Origin of the sequence: Marinomonas hwangdonensis (genome assembly GCF_003721245.1) — a bacterium.
Lineage (GTDB): Bacteria > Pseudomonadota > Gammaproteobacteria > Pseudomonadales > Marinomonadaceae > Marinomonas > Marinomonas hwangdonensis.
Window position 1 is genome coordinate 158,335 of the sequence record NZ_RIZG01000003.1, and the last position, 16,531, is coordinate 174,865.

The window sequence follows — 16,531 nt, forward strand, 5'->3', positions numbered from 1 at the left end:
CGCTAACGCGTTAAGGCTCCAAGCTGAATTTCCTCAGCATGAAACCAAAATTTATAAACAACTATACAGAAACGTACCATTTATGGTACAAATAAAATTATGAAAAGTATAAAACACAAGAAAGTGTCTGTTCACTTTTTCCGAACTGCGTCGGGAGGTGAGCCTGTCAGGGAATGGTTATTGTCTCTTACAAAAGAGGATAGAAGCGCCATTGGACAGGATATAAAAACAGCAGAATACGGTTGGCCTGTCGGTATGCCCATCTGTCGTTCTATGGGAGATGGACTGTGGGAAGTACGCACTAACTTAGAAGGTGGTCGTATTGCGAGGGTGTTATTTTTCTTTAAAAACAACGAATTAATTTTACTCAATGGCTTTATAAAGAAATCCCAAAAGACACCTAAGCCCGAATTAGATTTAGCTAAAAAACGCAAACGTGAGGCTGAAAATGACTAACAAACACATAGGCTCGTCCTTTGATGATTTTCTAGAAGAGGAAGGTATCTTAGCTGAAACTAATGCTGTGGCTATAAAACGAGTGGTAGCTTGGCAGATTCAGCAAAAAATTAAACACGAACACTTGTCCAAAACAAAAATGGCGAAGCTGATGAAAACAAGTCGCTCTGGATTGGATAGACTGCTTGACCCAAACAATACGTCTGTCACGTTGCATACCTTGGATAATGCCGCGAAAGCGTTAGGTAAAAAGCTAAAATTAGAGCTTGTTTAGAAAGCTACGTCACTCTCTTCATTTTAAATATGGCTAAATGTTACCCGTGATGCTTCACAGTCACTAAGACAGGCTAAAGTCTTTGCGTACAGAAAAAGGTTGAACACTTTCTTGCAGGAGTAAAATATGGATACGCTAAGTTACTCAGCTTTTAAAGCAAATCTTGCCCGTACGCTGGATAAAGTAAACGACGAGCTCTACTCAGTAAGAACGCCAGAGCGATTCTTGCGCTTGCGCCGGGAGCGGGGTGTTCTTACTGAGTAGAGCGATGTCAGGTCGCGTTAAGGCTCCAAACTGAATTTCTTCCATCTAACCCCTCGCGTAAAAAAGAGGCTGAGAATGACTAACAAACACATTGGGTCTTTCTTTGATGATTTCCTAGAAGAGGAAGGTATCTTGGCTGAAACCAATGCGGTAGCTATAAAATGAGTCGTTTCATGGCAGATTCAGCAAAATAGAGTAAATAACTCTCTTGAAAGTGAACATGCTATTCTGGGGGCGGATTAGCACTGGTTCCATTTTTTCAAAACACTTCAAAAAGAGACCTAGTATGAAACTGTTACGTATCATTTCAATCTTAGAAGGCACATCGCTTTTGTTGTTGCTTTTCATTGCCGTGCCATTAAAACGCCTATTGGATATGCCTGAGTATGTGAGCATGGTTGGCCCGGTTCATGGTGGGTTGTTTATCTTGTTTAATATGCTTCTGGTGTTAAGTGTGGCTCGTTATGGGGTTTCGTCAAAGCATGCCTTGATGGGGTTTGTTGCGTCTTTGGTGCCATTTGGTAGTTATGTTTTTAAAGCGAAGGTCTTGAGTAAATACGAGTAATCGTATTCTTTGCTGTGTCAGGTTAAAGTTTTTGCCCATTTAAAATAAAAAGGCCTTTGTTATAAAAGGCCTTTTCGTTGGGTTGGTCTAATCGGGTTAGAGCTTGAAGTAACTGACTTTGGTGGTCAGTTTTTTCGACAGTTGCGCTAGGCGTTCGCTTGATTGGGCAACTTGCTCTGATCCAGCGGCGCTTTCCATGGTGGCTTCGTGAACTCGAGTGATATTAAGATTCATGTCTTCCGCCACGCGTTCCTGTTCTGAAGAGGTTTGCGCAATTTGGGTGTTCATGTCGTTGATCGCCATGACCTCGTCGCGGATACTCGCCAGTGCTGAGCGAGCTTCTTGTGTTTGATCAACGGTTTTTTGCGCTAGCTCACGGCTGGTGTTCATGATGTCAGCGGCTTTACTAGACCCTTCCTGCAAGCGGACGATCATGTTACTGATTTCACTGGTGGATTCTTGTGTACGAGTGGCTAGTGAGCGAACTTCGTCCGCGACCACTGCGAATCCGCGGCCATGTTCACCGGCGCGTGCGGCCTCGATGGCGGCATTTAGCGCTAGCAAGTTAGTTTGTTCTGCAATAGCACTGATAACGTCGGTGATTTTTTCAATGTTGCCACTGTCATCGGACACTTTTTCGACCGTTTGCGATGCCAATTCTAATGTCTTCGACAAATTCATAATGGCTTCTGCCGTGGCATTCACTTTTACGTTACCGCTCTCAACTTCTTTGTCTACTTTTTTCGTTGCTTCGGCAGCGTGACCAGCATGGCCTGCTACTTCAGAAACCGAGGCCGCCATTTCGTTAATGGCCGCGGCCATCTGGGTGGTATCAGAAGATTGTTGACGAAGACGACGATTGTTTTCAGTCGCTGTGGTGTTCAACTCGGATGAGGCTACGCCCAGCTCATCGGCGGCGCTGCGCACGTCGAGGATGATTTGCTGTAGACGCGATACCATGGCGCGTACGCTGCCAATCATGCTGTTGGGGTAGTCTGTGTCTATTTTAACGTTTAGGTCACCATCGGCAATGCGTTGAACCAAGGCAGCAACCTCTTCAGGCTCTCCACCAATGCGCGACTGTATGCTACGAATCAAGGTAATGGCGACCACAATACTGAATACCGCTGCGATTAGTGTGACCACTAACATCAAGTTAACAAAGGTACTAGCCACGCCCATGACAAGACCGATGTCATCGTTGATCACATCTTCTTGGTGGTTAATAAAGGCGTTAATGCGCTTTAACCATTCGGTATAGCTTGGCGAAACGTCTTGCATTAACAACTGGGTCGCGCTGGCCGTGTTGCCTTGTCTTATGAGTTCTAGCAGAGCTTGCGTCGACTTCTGTGTTGTCACTTCAATCTCTTGGATGGCTTTTAGCAACCTCTTTTCTACCGCCGTTGTTTCAGGCAATGCCATCAATTGATTCATTGATTTAGCCGATTGCTGATAAAAAGAATCCAGCTGCTTTATCAAGGCCAATTCTTGATTTAAACGTGCTGTATCGGACGCTAATACCGCATCACGCACCGCAATGGCACGGTCATGCACGCTGCCACGAAAGTTAATGGCATTACGTTGTTTTAATGTAGCGCCATCGCGCACACTGGTCAGTGTGTTATCAATGACATTAACTCGCTGCATTCCAACTAATGAAATCAGAAGCAGTAGAGCGAAGATTACCCCGAATCCAAGCCCCAAACGCTGTGAAATCTTAAGTTTGCTAAACATAGTACCCATCACCTTGTAAATAAAGAGTCACGATTGACTAAACATCAACCAAAGGCGAGCAGCATAGACTGCAACCCTAATAAAAACCAGCCGTGTAATGTAAAGATCCACAAATACCCCCACGCCTTAAAAAAAAGTAATCCAATGTTGTTAACCTCGCGTAAAAAACAATTAGCCTACATCACTTTGGGCACTTTATGTTCAAAATGACCTCTTGTGACTAAGCACGATTGTGTCGTGTCTCTATTTAATCTGTTTCATCTCAGGTGAGTATTTTCATGCGTGACAAAATCACCGTGGTTTGGTTTAAGCGTGATTTAAGGTTGTCTGATCACGCGCCTTTAACCGCAGCGTTTGACGCACCTTATCCCACACTGCTGATTTATAACTTTGAACCCGTGTTGCTGAATGATGCGCACTATACCTTGAGACATTGGCGCTTTGTGTGGCAATCCATAGAGGATTTAAACCAGCAGCTGGCACGCTTTAACGGCGAGGTACGGGTTTTTCGCCAGGAAATGTTGGCCTTACTCGAGCAGCTTCATGATCAATTTGACATCCAAGCCGTTTATAGCCACGAAGAAATAGGGTTAAAGAACACCTTTGAACGCGACCTTCAGGTCAAGGCTTGGTTGGCCGAACACCATATTGCTTGGCATGAATCCCCCACCGGTGCGGTGGTGCGAGGAAAATCCAGTATGGTTGATTGGCAAACACATTGGTATCGCACCATGGAAGCCCCTTTGGCAACGCCTAACTGGTCCCGTTACCAAGCGGTCACATACCCTGACTATCAGCCTCCCGAGCTCGATCCAGCCTACTTCATCCGTGTGCCGGCATTTCAACAAGGCGGCCCAAAAGCCGCCAGAGACGTCACCAAGAGTTTTTTTGCGACACGAGGCAAGGGTTATCAAAAAGGCATTTCCAGTCCAAGTCAAAGCCAAGAACATTGTTCACGCCTTTCGGCACACCTTGCCTGGGGTAACGTGAGCATTCGACAGGTTTATCAAAATACGGCCGCCTTTTATGGCAATGCCCCCTATGGCTGGAAAAAACCTTTACGCGCTTTTTTGTCACGCGTTCATTGGCACTGCCATTTTATGCAAAAATTTGAGCGGGACTGTCAGATGGAGTACTTGCCACAAAACATGGCTTACACCCAGTTTGCTTACCGAAACGATGATCAAGTGCCGGCGGACATTGAACGATTTAAAGAGGGCCAAACGGGGATTCCCATTATTGATGCCTGTATGCGCTGCCTTAAGCACACCGGCTACATCAATTTTCGTATGCGCGCCATGCTGGTCAGCTTTATGACGCATCACATGAACATCCATTGGCAGCAGGTCAGTTTGCCGCTGGCACAGTATTTTCTTGATTTTGAGCCTGGTATTCATTACCCACAAATTCAAATGCAAGCCTCGGTCACGGGCATTAATACCATTCGTTTATACAACCCCATTAAACAATCTACGGAAAAAGACGCAGACGGTATTTTTATACGCCGCTGGTGTCCTGAACTCAAAAACTTGCCCGATGAATATCTCCATCAGCCTTGGCTACAACCCCCTATGGAAGAGATTTTTAACGACTTTACGCTCGGAAAAGATTACCCAAAACCCCTTATTGATCTCGAAAAAGCCGCCAAAGAAGCGCGCGATCGATTATGGAACTTTCGCAAACGCAGCGATGTTCGCCACGCCTCTAAAGCCGTCTTGGCACGTCACGGCATGACCTCAAAGAGATAACCATGGCCCATAAAAAACCGCACCTGCCAGAAAAAATCTGCTTAGCCTGCCAGCGCCCTTTCACTTGGCGTAAAAAATGGGAACGCGACTGGCCACAAGTGAAATATTGCTCTGAACGTTGTAAGCGTCAGAGCAAACATAGTATTTCCACTCCCCCATGATCGCTTTAGAAAAGTAATATGGCTTTTTTAAACACCAGAGTTTTTCAAAGGAGAGCAATCTAAACGGTTTTTTGCGCCGTACAAGTTAAGGTTGAAATAACAAAACAGTCACATGACAGGGGCAGGCAATGAAGTTAGGTTTAATTTGGTTTGGTAATGATTTACGTTGTGCCGATCAAAAGATGCTATGGCGGGCGGCACAAGACGTGGATCAGTTAATCTGTGTCTATTGTGACGAGCCCCATCATAAACGCCCAAGCCGCTATGCTACACAAGGCATGTCGCCTCAACGTCGTGGCTTTTTAAACCAAGGTTTGGACGATGTGGCACAACAGCTACAGGATTTAGGTCAAGTTTTGTATGTCAGCCAACTGGATGCTTTTAATAGCCTAAGTCTGTTGTTAAATGAATGGCCTGTTTCTCATATTTATCGCAATCATCACGGTGGTTGGGATGAACGGCAGGCACTCAAACGCATTGCAACGCTCTTTCCCGATGTGAAAATCACCATGGATTATGGGTTAAGCCTTTTTGAACGATGGCAGCTGCCTTTCCATGTCAACGATTTACCCCATTCGTTTTCAAAATTTCGACGTCTAGTTGAGTCCATTGATATTGCTTCACCTTTGCCCAGAGTATTGGAACTACCACCGGCTCCCGATGTGAAATTTGAGATGATAACAGCGTGGAAGGCCAAGCCCATTGATGATAGCGCGTTGTTCACGGGTGGAGAATTAGCTGCTCAACAACAGCTCAGCGACTATTTTTCTACTGACTTGCCAAGCACCTATAAAGACGTACGTAATGCATTAGACGGTTGGGAAAATTCGACCAAGTTTTCTCCTTGGCTAGCACAAGGCAGTTTGTCAGCAAGACAAATAAAAACCATGTTAGACGTCTACGAAAATGACAAAGGTGCCAATGAATCCACCTATTGGATCTATTTTGAATTGCTGTGGCGCGAATATTTTCACTGGTATGCAAGCTGTCACGGTAAACAGTTATTTTTAGTGGAAGGTGTGTCTAAACAGCGTAACCAAGGCAGTTTTTATGCCGAACGTTTCCGTAAATGGTGCCAAGGCAACACCCCCTATCCGATTGTCAACGCCTGCATGAAACAGCTTAATCAAACGGGCTACATGAGCAATCGTGGACGTCAAATTGCCGCCAGTTGTTTGATTTATGAGTTAGGCATCGACTGGCGCTATGGTGCTGCGTATTTCGAACAACAATTGGTGGACTACGATGTAGGGTCAAATTGGGGGAACTGGCAGTACATCGCGGGGGTTGGTGCGGACCCTAGAGGGGGCCGTCGCTTTAATTTGCAAAAGCAAACCGAACAATACGATCCTAAGCAACAGTTTATCAACAAGTGGCAAGGTCAAGAGTTCGATGCGCAACTGGATTCGGTCGATGCGGCTGACTGGCCGATTTACCCAAGCTAGTCACCGTATGGTAGTAGCGTTTACAGGGTACTCGGTAAACGCTACTACGACAACGTCAAGCAGAAGGTGCGATAAACGCCTACGCTATTCTCACCAAAGATCAATTTAACGCCTTTTTGACAACGTAATACTCAACAGACATTTTCAATTGAGAAGCTTAATGACACACACAGGGACCCTCCGCTACCATACCTTGCGCTTTATTCTTGGCGATCAACTCAATGCCGCCCATTCTTGGTTTGATCAATGTGATCCTGGCATCTTGTACGTGATCGCCGAGCTGCACCCTGAAGCCACCTACGTAAAACATCATGTGCAAAAGCTCTGTGCGTTTTTTTTGGCCATGGAAACCTTTGCCAATGAACTTGAGGCAGCGGGCCATCAGGTGTGTTACCTCACTTTAGACGACACCAAAGGTCACTCCCTTGAATCGCTGATTCTTGCTATCGCTGTTCGAGAGAATATTCAGACAATTGACTTACAACGCCCAGATGAACATCGCGTTCTAATGCAATACAAGCATCTTTTTGAACACGCTGAGCAAACCGTTACCCTATTTGAAACCGAGCATTTTCTGCTGCCATTTGACGACATTCCCCAGTATTTTAAACCGCAACACAGTGTGCGTATGGAGAACTTCTACCGTAAAATGCGCCAACGCTTTAACATCTTAATGAACACAGATAAGGAGCCCGAAGGCGGAAAATGGAATTATGACAGCGACAATCGTAACAAGCTCAAAGCCCAAGACCTCAATAACATCCCAGCGCCTTTGTGCTTTCAGTACGAGGTTCAATACCTACTTGAACGCCTAGCGCGTCACAATATTACTACCATTGGCAAGGCCGATAATATTTTGCTTTGGCCCACCAGCCAACAAGATGCACTGGATTTACTCGCCTACTTCTGTGAGCATTTACTGCCAAACTTCGGCCGTTTTCAAGATGCCATGACCAGCAAAACGCCGCACAGTTGGAGCCTGTATCATTCGCGTTTGTCGTTTGCACTGAATGCTAAACTGATCAGCCCAATGCAAGTGATTGATTCTGCCATAGCCCGTTATCAAGAAAACGACGCTATCGACATTGCCCAGATCGAAGGGTTTGTTCGACAAATCCTCGGCTGGCGCGAATACGTTCGCGGCATGTATTGGATCAATATGCCCGATTACCAAGAGCAGAATGCGCTAGACGCCCATCGCGATTTACCCAGCTATTTCTGGCATGGCGACACCAAGATGCATTGTCTTGCCGATGCCATTGGGCAATCCCTCGACTACGCTTACGCGCATCACATCCAGCGACTCATGGTAACGGGCAATTTTTGCTTACTAACGGACATAGAACCTAGCCAAGTGGATGAGTGGTATCTCGGCATTTATGTGGATGCCCTAGAATGGGTCGAGCTACCAAATACCCGTGGAATGAGCCAGTTTGCCGATGGCGGCTGGATCGCCTCCAAACCTTACGCCGCAAGCGGCAGCTACATTCAGAAAATGAGCGACTATTGCACTTCGTGCCATTACAAGGTGAAAGATAAAGTCGGCGAGCAAGCCTGTCCACTCAACAGCCTCTATTGGCGCTTCATGGTCAAACATCGAGAACGCCTTGCGAAAAATCCCCGTATTGGCATGATTTACGGCAACTGGGACAAACAAAGCGATGCGCAAAAGCATGCCGTCCTACAAAGAGCAGAATGGTGCGTCGACAATATTGAACAGCTGTAATGACTTACGTCGCTTGGCGGCGGCGCAAAAACCAAAAGCCTAACGCTGCTGCCGCCATACCTGACACGCCCCCCATGCCGATAGACCAACGCGCCCCAAACGCATCGGCCACCCAACCCACCACAGGCGCGCCCAACGCGGTGCTGCCCAGTGCCGTCGCCAACACCACCGCCATAACCCGACCTCGATAACGCTTTTCGGTAGCGACTTGCATGTAAGAGGCGGTTGACGTGGTAAACAGCTGAAGACTCAGGCCCAACAAAATTAGCAATACAGCAAAGGACCAAAATGACGGGCTCAGAGCCACCAACAAGCAACTAATAGAAAACATCAGCGCCACATAAATCATAAAACGAAAGGTCGGCGAAGAGCGACGTCCAGCGGTCACCAAGGCACCAGAAATAGACCCAATCGCCATCATAGAAATCAATAAACCATACTGATCAGCACTGCCCTGAAAAACCTGCACCGTCATGGCCGATAAATACACCGAAAAATTCATCCCTAAGCTGCAAATCAAAAACGACATCACCAAAATCACAGCCATTTCCCGATGCAACCAAATATACCGAAAGCCCTCCAAAAACCGTGTCATATCTGGCGTCGCTTTACTGTTATCCACCACCGCCTCAGGCATGCGTTTTTTCAAGCTGTGCAGTGCCATCAACAGCGGAATAAACGTCAGCACATTGATCATAAACACCCACCCAGTTCCCACTAAGGCAATGAGCAACCCGGCCACACCTGGGCCGACCAGACGCGCAGAATTAAACGCAACCGAGTTTAATCCCACCGCGTTAGACAACTCTTTTTCACTCACAATGTCTGAAACAAAAGCATGCCGTGCAGGCGCGTCAAACGCCGCCACACAGCCTAATGCCAAGGCACAGACACACACTTGCCAAAACACCACATGGCCACTGAGCACCAAGAGCCCCAAAATGAGCGCCAATACCGCCATTAAGCTCTGCGTGATAAACATTAGCCGACGACGATCCATACGATCCGCCACCCAGCCCGTGATGGGTAACAGAAAAATTTGCGGAGCAAACTGCAAAAACACCACTAACCCCACGGCGGAAGCATTATTATCCGACAGCTCTGCAATCACGATCCAATCTTGAGCCGTGCGCTGCAGCCAGGTTCCAATATTGGAAATAACAGCGCCACTGAACCAAAGCCGATAATTCGGGTTTGATAAGGATCGAAAGGCATTGCTCAAGGTAAACTCCTCTTGGTGATGTAAACGGTAGCGCTTAAAAACCTCAGAACACGGTTTGCCATCATAGATAAAGTGTCATTTATCACGGATAACATAACGCAGAGACACAACTTAAAATAAACTTTCTTGCACAATTGAGTAGGCGCAATCTATGCTGTTACTTATGCCGTTACAGATAGACAAAAACGTTGAGAAAACATGACTATCAAGCGCTGTGCATAATAATAAAAACAATCCTTAATTAGGTACCTTCGCGATGCTAAAAAACCTGTCCCTAAAGACACAGTTCGTTCTTGTTATTGCTCTTCCTTGTCTTGCGCTCTTCTTGATTAGTTGGGCGGGGCTAAGCGGTCTTTCTAGTGCTCAAGAACAAACCAAACAACTCGCTCAAAACACCAGCGCGCCAATGCGCTCTTTGGCCGAAGTGGCCTCTCGAATTCCTCGCATGCGCGTCGGTATCGACGTTATTTTTCTACAAGATATTCCCGCCTTGCGCGATGAAAGGGGCGTTTTATCTCGTGTCAAAGACACCCGTACTGAAGATATCCCTGAAATGGACATGGCGTTAAAGCAAGCACTGGACGCTCAAGTTAATCCGCAAATGAGAGCGGAAGTCCAAAAAGTCATCGACATTTTTGCCAAAGTAAAAACCGACGAGCTAGCCCCAATGCTAACGGCGCTAGAAAATAATGATGTCGCCACGGCTCAAGCAATCTACAAAAACCAATACGCCAAAAGCTATGGTGTCATGCGCATCGCAGTCAATAAAATATTGGACGAATTGCTAGAACAAGGCAAACAAAGCTATGTCCAAAGCCAAAACAACTATAAAACTAGCCGAACCAATATGATGGGGTTAATTGCCATCGCACTGGTGGCGTCCATCTTCTTTGCGTGGCTGATGTTACGTCGTCTTAATCAACGTGTCTCCTACTTGCAACAACATATTTCCAGTGCCAGCGACAAACTGGACTTGGGGGCTGTGATGAATATGAATGGCAAGGACGAACTCAGTGACATTGCTCAACATTTTAATCTCTTTATTGGCAAGGTTCGCACCGCCATGGAAAACGTCGCGGAAAACTCGCGTCAGCTGGCTCACACCGCAAATGACGTTGCGGCAAAAGCCAAAGCAACCCATTCCAACTGTTTAAACGAACGGGATCGTACGACACAAATCGCCACAGCGATTCATGAAATGGGCGCAACGGTAGAAAACATCGCTGAAAATGCCTCTCAAGCAGCAAGAGCCGCTCAAGAAGCCGATAAACAAGCCCACAACGGTGCTGAATTGGTTGCTAGAGCTCGCCAAGGTGTGTCCGCTCTCTCAACCGAAATACAGCACATCAGTACAGACATTGGCTCACTAGCGATGCAGACAGATTCGATTGGCAGCATATTAGACACCATCCGCAGCATTTCTGAGCAAACGAACTTACTGGCTTTAAACGCAGCCATTGAAGCCGCTCGGGCTGGTGAACAGGGTCGAGGCTTTGCTGTCGTCGCTGACGAAGTTCGCAACCTCGCCAGTCGCTCTGCGTCTTCCACAGATGAAATCCAAAAAATGATCGACAAACTTCAAGAGCAATCAGCGAAGACCGTGGCCACCATCCAATCTGGACAAGACCAAAGTCACACCGTTGTTAATCAAGCGAATGAAGCCAACAATTCACTAGAGCAAATTACCGCACACATTGGCCAGATCAGTGACATGAACATACAAGTGGCGACCGCCACAGAAGAACAAGCTCTTGTCGTCAATGACATGAGCAAAAGCGTCGAAGAGATAAATCAGCTAACCACAGAAACGTCTGAAATTGCCGATGAACTCACCGCTTCCAGCACCAACTTGCAAAAGCTGTCTGTTCAACTGGATAAATTGGTGACCCAATTTAAGCTTTAAACTAGAAACCACAAAAACCATAAAAACAAAGAGGGGAAGCCAAATGCTTCCCCTCTTTGTTTTTGCTCTACAGCGGATATTGAACTAACTAGTTCTTGTCATTAGCAAGACAAGCGGCCGCGGTGAACAACGCATCCGTTGAACTGTTCAGTGCCGTTTCAGCCGAATCTTGTAACACACCGATAATGAAACCAACAGCCACTACTTGCATGGCAATCTCATTGGGAATATTGAACAAGCTGCACGCCAACGGAATCAATAACAAAGACCCTCCCGCGACGCCCGATGCACCACAGGCTGACACCGCTGCGATCACACTCAGTAAAAGTGCCGTGCCAAAATCCAACGAAATACCCAAGGTATTTACCGCCGCTAAGGTCAAGACAGTAATCGTAATCGCGGCGCCCGCCATATTAATGGTGGCCCCCAACGGAATAGATACTGAATAAGTATCTTCATCCAAATCTAGGCGCTTACAAAGATCTAGGTTAACCGGAATATTGGCCGCTGAACTGCGGGTAAAAAAGGCGGTGACTCCACTCTCTCTTAAACACTGAAACACCAAGGGATAAGGGTTACGACGAATCTTCCAGAACACCAACAATGGATTGGTAACAAACGCGATAAACAGCATCGCACCAATCAATACCGCTAACAGGTGCGAATAACCAAATAAAGCATCAAAGCCCGTTGCCGCTATCGTACTGGCAACCAAACCAAAGATACCAAACGGTGCCAAGCGGATAATGAAAGATACAATCCCCGTCACGCTGGTCGATATATGCTGCAACACAGATTGAGTAGCTTCAGAAGCATGACGTAAACCCAAACCGAAGCCAATCGCCCAGGTCAAGATACCAACATAATTCCCTTGGACCAGAGCATTAACAGGGTTATCGACCATTTTAAATACCAAGGTCTGCAGCACCTCGCCCACGCCCTGAGGCGCGCTCCGACTTAGATCAGGAGCGACCAAACTAAGCTCTGTCGGAAAAACAAAGCTAAACAACACGGCAGTGAGTGCAGCAACAAAGGTGCCAGCGATATAAAGCACAATCACAGGACGGATATGACTTTGCTGGGCCTGTTTATGATTCCCAATGGATGCCATGACCAGCAAAAAAACCAAAATAGGCGCGATGGCTTTTAAGGCTTGCACAAAAAAATCGCCAAACAGGCTAACAGACAAAGCAGTACTAGGGGAGACGTATGCCAAAGCCACGCCACAGAGTATGCCGATGGCAATTTGTAATACCAAACTGCCTTGTAAATAGCGTTGCATTAATGAAGGGGTTGTCTTTATTGTCATTAGAAAAAGGTCCATAGCAATTTTAAGCCCGCACCTTAATGCATCCCAACTCAAAAATGAACCATTTTAGGGCGTTATTACAGATATTATTGCAATATATCAACAAAATCGAACATTTAACCGATCATTCAACTTCCTCATTTCCTGCTGAAAACACCACTTGTACTCAACCAGAATCAGCCCCATATTGCTTGCATACACAAACCTTACCAAGGAATTGAAATGTCGAATTTGTTAGAAAAATTGAACTGGCGTTATGCCACCAAAAAGATGGACGCAAGCAAAGCCGTTGAGCAAGAAAAAGTAGATCGTATTCTAGAAGCCATTCGCCTTACAGCAACATCAAGCGGCCTTCAGCCATACGAAATCATCGTCGTAAAAAACAAAGCGCTACGTGAAGCCATCGTCCCTCATGCTTGGAACCAAGCGCAAATCACGGATGGTTCTCATCTGTTAGTGTTTGCGGCATGGGACAACTACACGGAAGAGCGCATCAACAAGATGTTCGACCTCGTCAACGACGAACGTGGCTTTGAAAACGAAGGCTGGGAAAACTACCGTCAAATGATTCTGGGAGCTTACCCTCCTCGCGACGCTGAAGTGAATTACCAACATGCCGCGCGTCAAGCTTACATCGGTCTTGGCACGGCATTGATTGCTGCAGCGGAAGAAGGCGTAGACAGCACGCCAATGGAAGGTTTTGATCCTGCAAAAGTTGACGAGATTCTAGGTCTAACAGAACGCGGACTGCGCTCTGTGATTCTGCTTCCTCTAGGTTACCGCGCAGAAGAAGGCGACTGGTTGAAAGACCTGAAAAAAGTACGTCGTTCAACAGAAGACTTTATTACTGAAATGAACTAATTAACGGTTTATTGAAAACTGCAAACCTAAGACGCCAGCTTTCTGGCGTTTTTTTATGTCTAATTTATGAATGTAGCAAAAAATAGGGAATCAACGCCTCTCATAAAAAATAATGACCCAATCACCACACAAAGCCCGTATCTTTATGTTCATAAAACCATCAAATATACGCTCACCGCTCAAGGATAAAGCATGGCAAAGTACTTAGGACTTCTCTTCATTACGCTATTTTTAAGCGCCTGCTCCACCAATGATGACTGGCGCACCGCAAGTCGCGAACCCGCCGGTATCGCACCATCGCCAGAAACAGAAAAAGAGGCCGTTATAGAATTTTACGCGGCCGATGCGTTTAGCTGGCGCGGCTGGTTTGCAGTGCATACTTGGATCGCCACTAAGGAAAAAAACGCGATGGAGTACACCGTTTACGAAGTCGTAGGATGGCGTGTTAATCGTGGCTTACCGGCTTTGTCCGAATACAAAACAGCCACGCCAGATAGATACTGGTTTGGCGCAAGACCAGAAAAAGTACTCTCTCTTACTGGCGAAAAAGCGGAAACGCTCATCCCAAAAATCAGCGACGCCGTTACCCGCTACCCCTGGGCAAACGAATACAAGGTTTTCCCTGGCCCAAACAGCAATACCTTTCCAGCATGGATTGGTTTGCAGGTGCCAGAACTCGATCTTGACATGCCTTTCAGTGCCATCGGCAGTGGCTACGCCGACAACGAGTAATTTTTTATTTTCATCTTTGATTTCCGAGGCACTAATTGTCTCGGAAATTAAGCCCGTATTTAGAAAACATCATATTGACCCACACCACCCCTTACGCTACGTTTTCACAGTGGCAGGCGAGGGGCATTTACGTGTTCACCGATCCAACCAAAATAACAACTTAACTCGTACTTAACATCACGAACCCTTTTCAAAAGGCAGCAAAATGGTCATGGATTTTTCTTTCGAAGCGAAAAAAACACAACAGCGTCTGTTATCCGAATTGGATTTCAGCCAACTCACGGCACAACAAAAATCCACTTTTATCTCTCGCTTAGAAACGAATTTCCAACCCTTGTTTGAGCAGGTATTTCCACTTTATCAACACTGTTTTGACCTGCACTTTCATCTTAAAGTGTTGTTGCAATCTTTTATCGATTTTCAAAAGAAAAAACGCCCTGCTCAGATCAAAGATAAATCCGAATTTTGGTTTGAATCAAACAAGAACGTCGGCATTGCCGTCTACGTGGATTTGTTGGCTGATGACTTAAGTTCTCTGATCAACAAGATCCCCTATTTCGAATCTCTTGGGGTCAATTATGTTCACCTTATGCCGCTGTATCTTTCACCAGAAGGCAACAGCGATGGCGGCTACGCGATCTCTGACTACCGCACAGTCGCACCAAACTTGGGCACCAACAAAGATTTAAAAGATCTTGCCTCTGCGCTGCACAAAAAAGGCATTCGCATGGTGCTGGACTTTGTATTCAACCACACTTCCGATGAGCATCGTTGGGCGGAAGCCGCTAAATCGGGCGAACAAGAATACCAAGACTACTACTATTTCATGGGGGAGCAGGAAGCCTTTGAATACAACCAAACCGTACGTGAAATTTTCCCACAAATTCGTCGTGGTAGTTTTACCTATTTGCCCGAATTAGACCGCCACGTTTGGACAACATTTAACTCATTCCAATGGGATTTGAACTACGCGAATCCCGCTGTGTTTGTTGCTGTTGTGGAAGAGATGCTGCACCTGATTCTAAACGGCTGTGATGTGTTACGTTTGGACGCTCTCGCGTTTGTTTGGAAAGAAAAAGGCACTGTGTGTGAAAACTTGCCGAAGGCGCACAATCTCATCAAGGCATTCAAAGCTTGCCTAGACATTGCGGCCCCACAAGTGGTGTTTAAATCCGAAGCCATAGTTCACCCAGACGAAGTGAACAAATACATTGGCGCGGACGAGTGCACCCTGTCTTATAACCCTTTGATGATGGCGCTGCTGTGGGAAAGTTTGGCAACACGTCAAACCAATTTGTTATATCAATCCCTTGAACGCAGCTTCAGCATTCCACAACATACCACTTGGGTTAACTACATTCGCTGTCACGACGACATCGGCTGGCTGTGGGACGACGCTATTTCTAGCCGTCTTGGTATGGACGGATTCGGTCACCGTCGCTTCTTAAATCAGTTCTATACCGGCCAGTTTGAAGGCTCTTTTGCGGCGGGTGTGCCATTCCAAGAAAACCCCGTCAACGGCGACTGTCGTGTCTGCGGCACCTTGGCATCACTCGCTGGTGTGGAAAAAGCCATTGCCGCAGACGATCCGCTGTTACTTGATCATGCCATCAAACGCATTCGTTTATTGAACGGCATCAACTTCGCCATGCCCGGCATTCCATTGCTGTATCAAGGCGACGACCTTGGCGTACTAAACAATGATGATTACCTAAACGACCCGACAAAAGCAGAAGATAGCCGCTGGGTGCACCGTAAGAAACTCACAGAGCAAGACTTTGCCCTAGCTGAAGACACCAGCACACCACAAGGAAAAATCGCTCAGATCGTTCGAGAGATGATCCAGATCCGTAAGAACAATACCCTATTCGCCGCCCAAGAATTTGAACTCGTCCCCCTTGGCAGCGAACACCTGTTCGCCTTTAAACGACAAATGGAGAATAAAACACTCCTCGTCATCGCCAACATGAGCGAACACCTGGTAGCGCTTGAACATCTGCCGCTTGGCCAATCACTAAGCCAATTAATAGGACAAGATACCGCAATGAACTTGTTAAACAAGGAGTTGGTAGACTTGCCTTCATTAAGCCTTATTGAACCGTTAGATATTCTTTGGTTGGTTAATAACTAA

The 16,531-nt window shown here is 46.4% G+C and carries 15 protein-coding genes; 12 read left to right on the forward strand and 3 right to left on the reverse strand.

Going from position 1 to position 16,531, the window contains the following annotated elements:
- The first annotated feature begins 99 nt into the window (after positions 1–99).
- The 4 genes from EBI00_RS06295 to EBI00_RS06315 all read left to right on the forward strand — a co-directional run bounded on the left by EBI00_RS06295 (position 100) and on the right by EBI00_RS06315 (position 1,559).
- Positions 100–456 carry a type II toxin-antitoxin system RelE/ParE family toxin gene (locus EBI00_RS06295; RefSeq protein WP_123095081.1) on the forward strand — a complete coding sequence of 119 codons (357 nt, stop codon included), beginning with the start codon at positions 100–102 and terminating at the stop codon, positions 454–456.
- Entirely contained in the window at positions 449–730 is a 282-nt protein-coding gene (locus tag EBI00_RS06300) for a helix-turn-helix domain-containing protein (RefSeq protein ID WP_123095082.1), read from the forward strand. Before EBI00_RS06295 ends, EBI00_RS06300 begins: the two co-directional genes overlap by 8 nt.
- A gap of 126 nt (positions 731–856) precedes the next feature.
- Complete coding sequence (locus EBI00_RS16045) at positions 857–994, forward strand: type II toxin-antitoxin system Phd/YefM family antitoxin (RefSeq protein WP_174714897.1); 138 nt, start codon at positions 857–859, stop codon at positions 992–994.
- A gap of 286 nt (positions 995–1,280) precedes the next feature.
- Positions 1,281–1,559, forward strand: coding sequence for a DUF3817 domain-containing protein (locus EBI00_RS06315; RefSeq protein ID WP_123095083.1), 279 nt, complete (start codon positions 1,281–1,283; stop codon positions 1,557–1,559).
- A gap of 96 nt (positions 1,560–1,655) precedes the next feature.
- Here the strand turns inward: EBI00_RS06315 and EBI00_RS06320 are convergent, their stop codons facing one another.
- Entirely contained in the window at positions 1,656–3,293 is a 1,638-nt protein-coding gene (locus EBI00_RS06320) for a methyl-accepting chemotaxis protein (RefSeq protein ID WP_123095084.1), read from the reverse strand.
- A 278-nt stretch (positions 3,294–3,571) separates the two neighbouring features.
- On the opposite strand from EBI00_RS06320, the gene EBI00_RS06325 reads away from it, so the two are divergent.
- The 4 genes from EBI00_RS06325 (at position 3,572) to EBI00_RS06340 (ending at position 8,373) form a co-directional block, all read left to right on the forward strand.
- A complete protein-coding gene (locus tag EBI00_RS06325; protein ID WP_123095085.1) occupies positions 3,572–5,041 on the forward strand; it encodes a cryptochrome/deoxyribodipyrimidine photo-lyase family protein in 1,470 nt (489 codons plus the stop codon).
- Positions 5,042–5,043: 2 nt separating this feature from the next.
- Positions 5,044–5,202, forward strand: coding sequence for a DUF2256 domain-containing protein (locus EBI00_RS06330; protein ID WP_123095086.1), 159 nt, complete (start codon positions 5,044–5,046; stop codon positions 5,200–5,202).
- A gap of 128 nt (positions 5,203–5,330) precedes the next feature.
- On the forward strand, positions 5,331–6,647 hold the full coding sequence (locus EBI00_RS06335; protein ID WP_123095087.1) for a DASH family cryptochrome: 1,317 nt from the start codon (positions 5,331–5,333) through the stop codon (positions 6,645–6,647).
- Between the two features lie 160 nt (positions 6,648–6,807).
- Positions 6,808–8,373, forward strand: a complete 1,566-nt coding sequence (locus tag EBI00_RS06340; protein WP_123095088.1) for a cryptochrome/photolyase family protein — start codon at positions 6,808–6,810, stop codon at positions 8,371–8,373.
- Positions 8,374–8,377: 4 nt separating this feature from the next.
- Here EBI00_RS06340 and EBI00_RS06345 read toward each other — a convergent pair whose 3' ends face one another.
- Positions 8,378–9,595 carry an MFS transporter gene (locus EBI00_RS06345; RefSeq protein WP_241556966.1) on the reverse strand — a complete coding sequence of 406 codons (1,218 nt, stop codon included), beginning with the start codon at positions 9,593–9,595 and terminating at the stop codon, positions 8,378–8,380.
- Positions 9,596–9,851: 256 nt separating this feature from the next.
- Here EBI00_RS06345 and EBI00_RS06350 point away from each other — a divergent pair, with 256 nt between their 5' ends.
- A complete protein-coding gene (locus EBI00_RS06350) occupies positions 9,852–11,498 on the forward strand; it encodes a methyl-accepting chemotaxis protein (protein WP_123095090.1) in 1,647 nt (548 codons plus the stop codon).
- 88 nt (positions 11,499–11,586) lie between these two features.
- Here the strand turns inward: EBI00_RS06350 and sstT are convergent, their stop codons facing one another.
- Positions 11,587–12,807 carry a serine/threonine transporter SstT gene (gene sstT, locus EBI00_RS06355; RefSeq protein ID WP_123095389.1) on the reverse strand — a complete coding sequence of 407 codons (1,221 nt, stop codon included), beginning with the start codon at positions 12,805–12,807 and terminating at the stop codon, positions 11,587–11,589.
- 222 nt (positions 12,808–13,029) lie between these two features.
- Here sstT and EBI00_RS06360 point away from each other — a divergent pair, with 222 nt between their 5' ends.
- The 3 genes from EBI00_RS06360 (at position 13,030) to EBI00_RS06370 (ending at position 16,531) form a co-directional block, all read left to right on the forward strand.
- Entirely contained in the window at positions 13,030–13,668 is a 639-nt protein-coding gene (locus tag EBI00_RS06360) for an NAD(P)H-dependent oxidoreductase (protein WP_123095091.1), read from the forward strand.
- A 192-nt stretch (positions 13,669–13,860) separates the two neighbouring features.
- Positions 13,861–14,400 carry a DUF3750 domain-containing protein gene (locus tag EBI00_RS06365; RefSeq protein ID WP_123095092.1) on the forward strand — a complete coding sequence of 180 codons (540 nt, stop codon included), beginning with the start codon at positions 13,861–13,863 and terminating at the stop codon, positions 14,398–14,400.
- Between the two features lie 211 nt (positions 14,401–14,611).
- Positions 14,612–16,531, forward strand: coding sequence for an alpha-amylase family protein (locus EBI00_RS06370; RefSeq protein ID WP_241556967.1), 1,920 nt, complete (start codon positions 14,612–14,614; stop codon positions 16,529–16,531).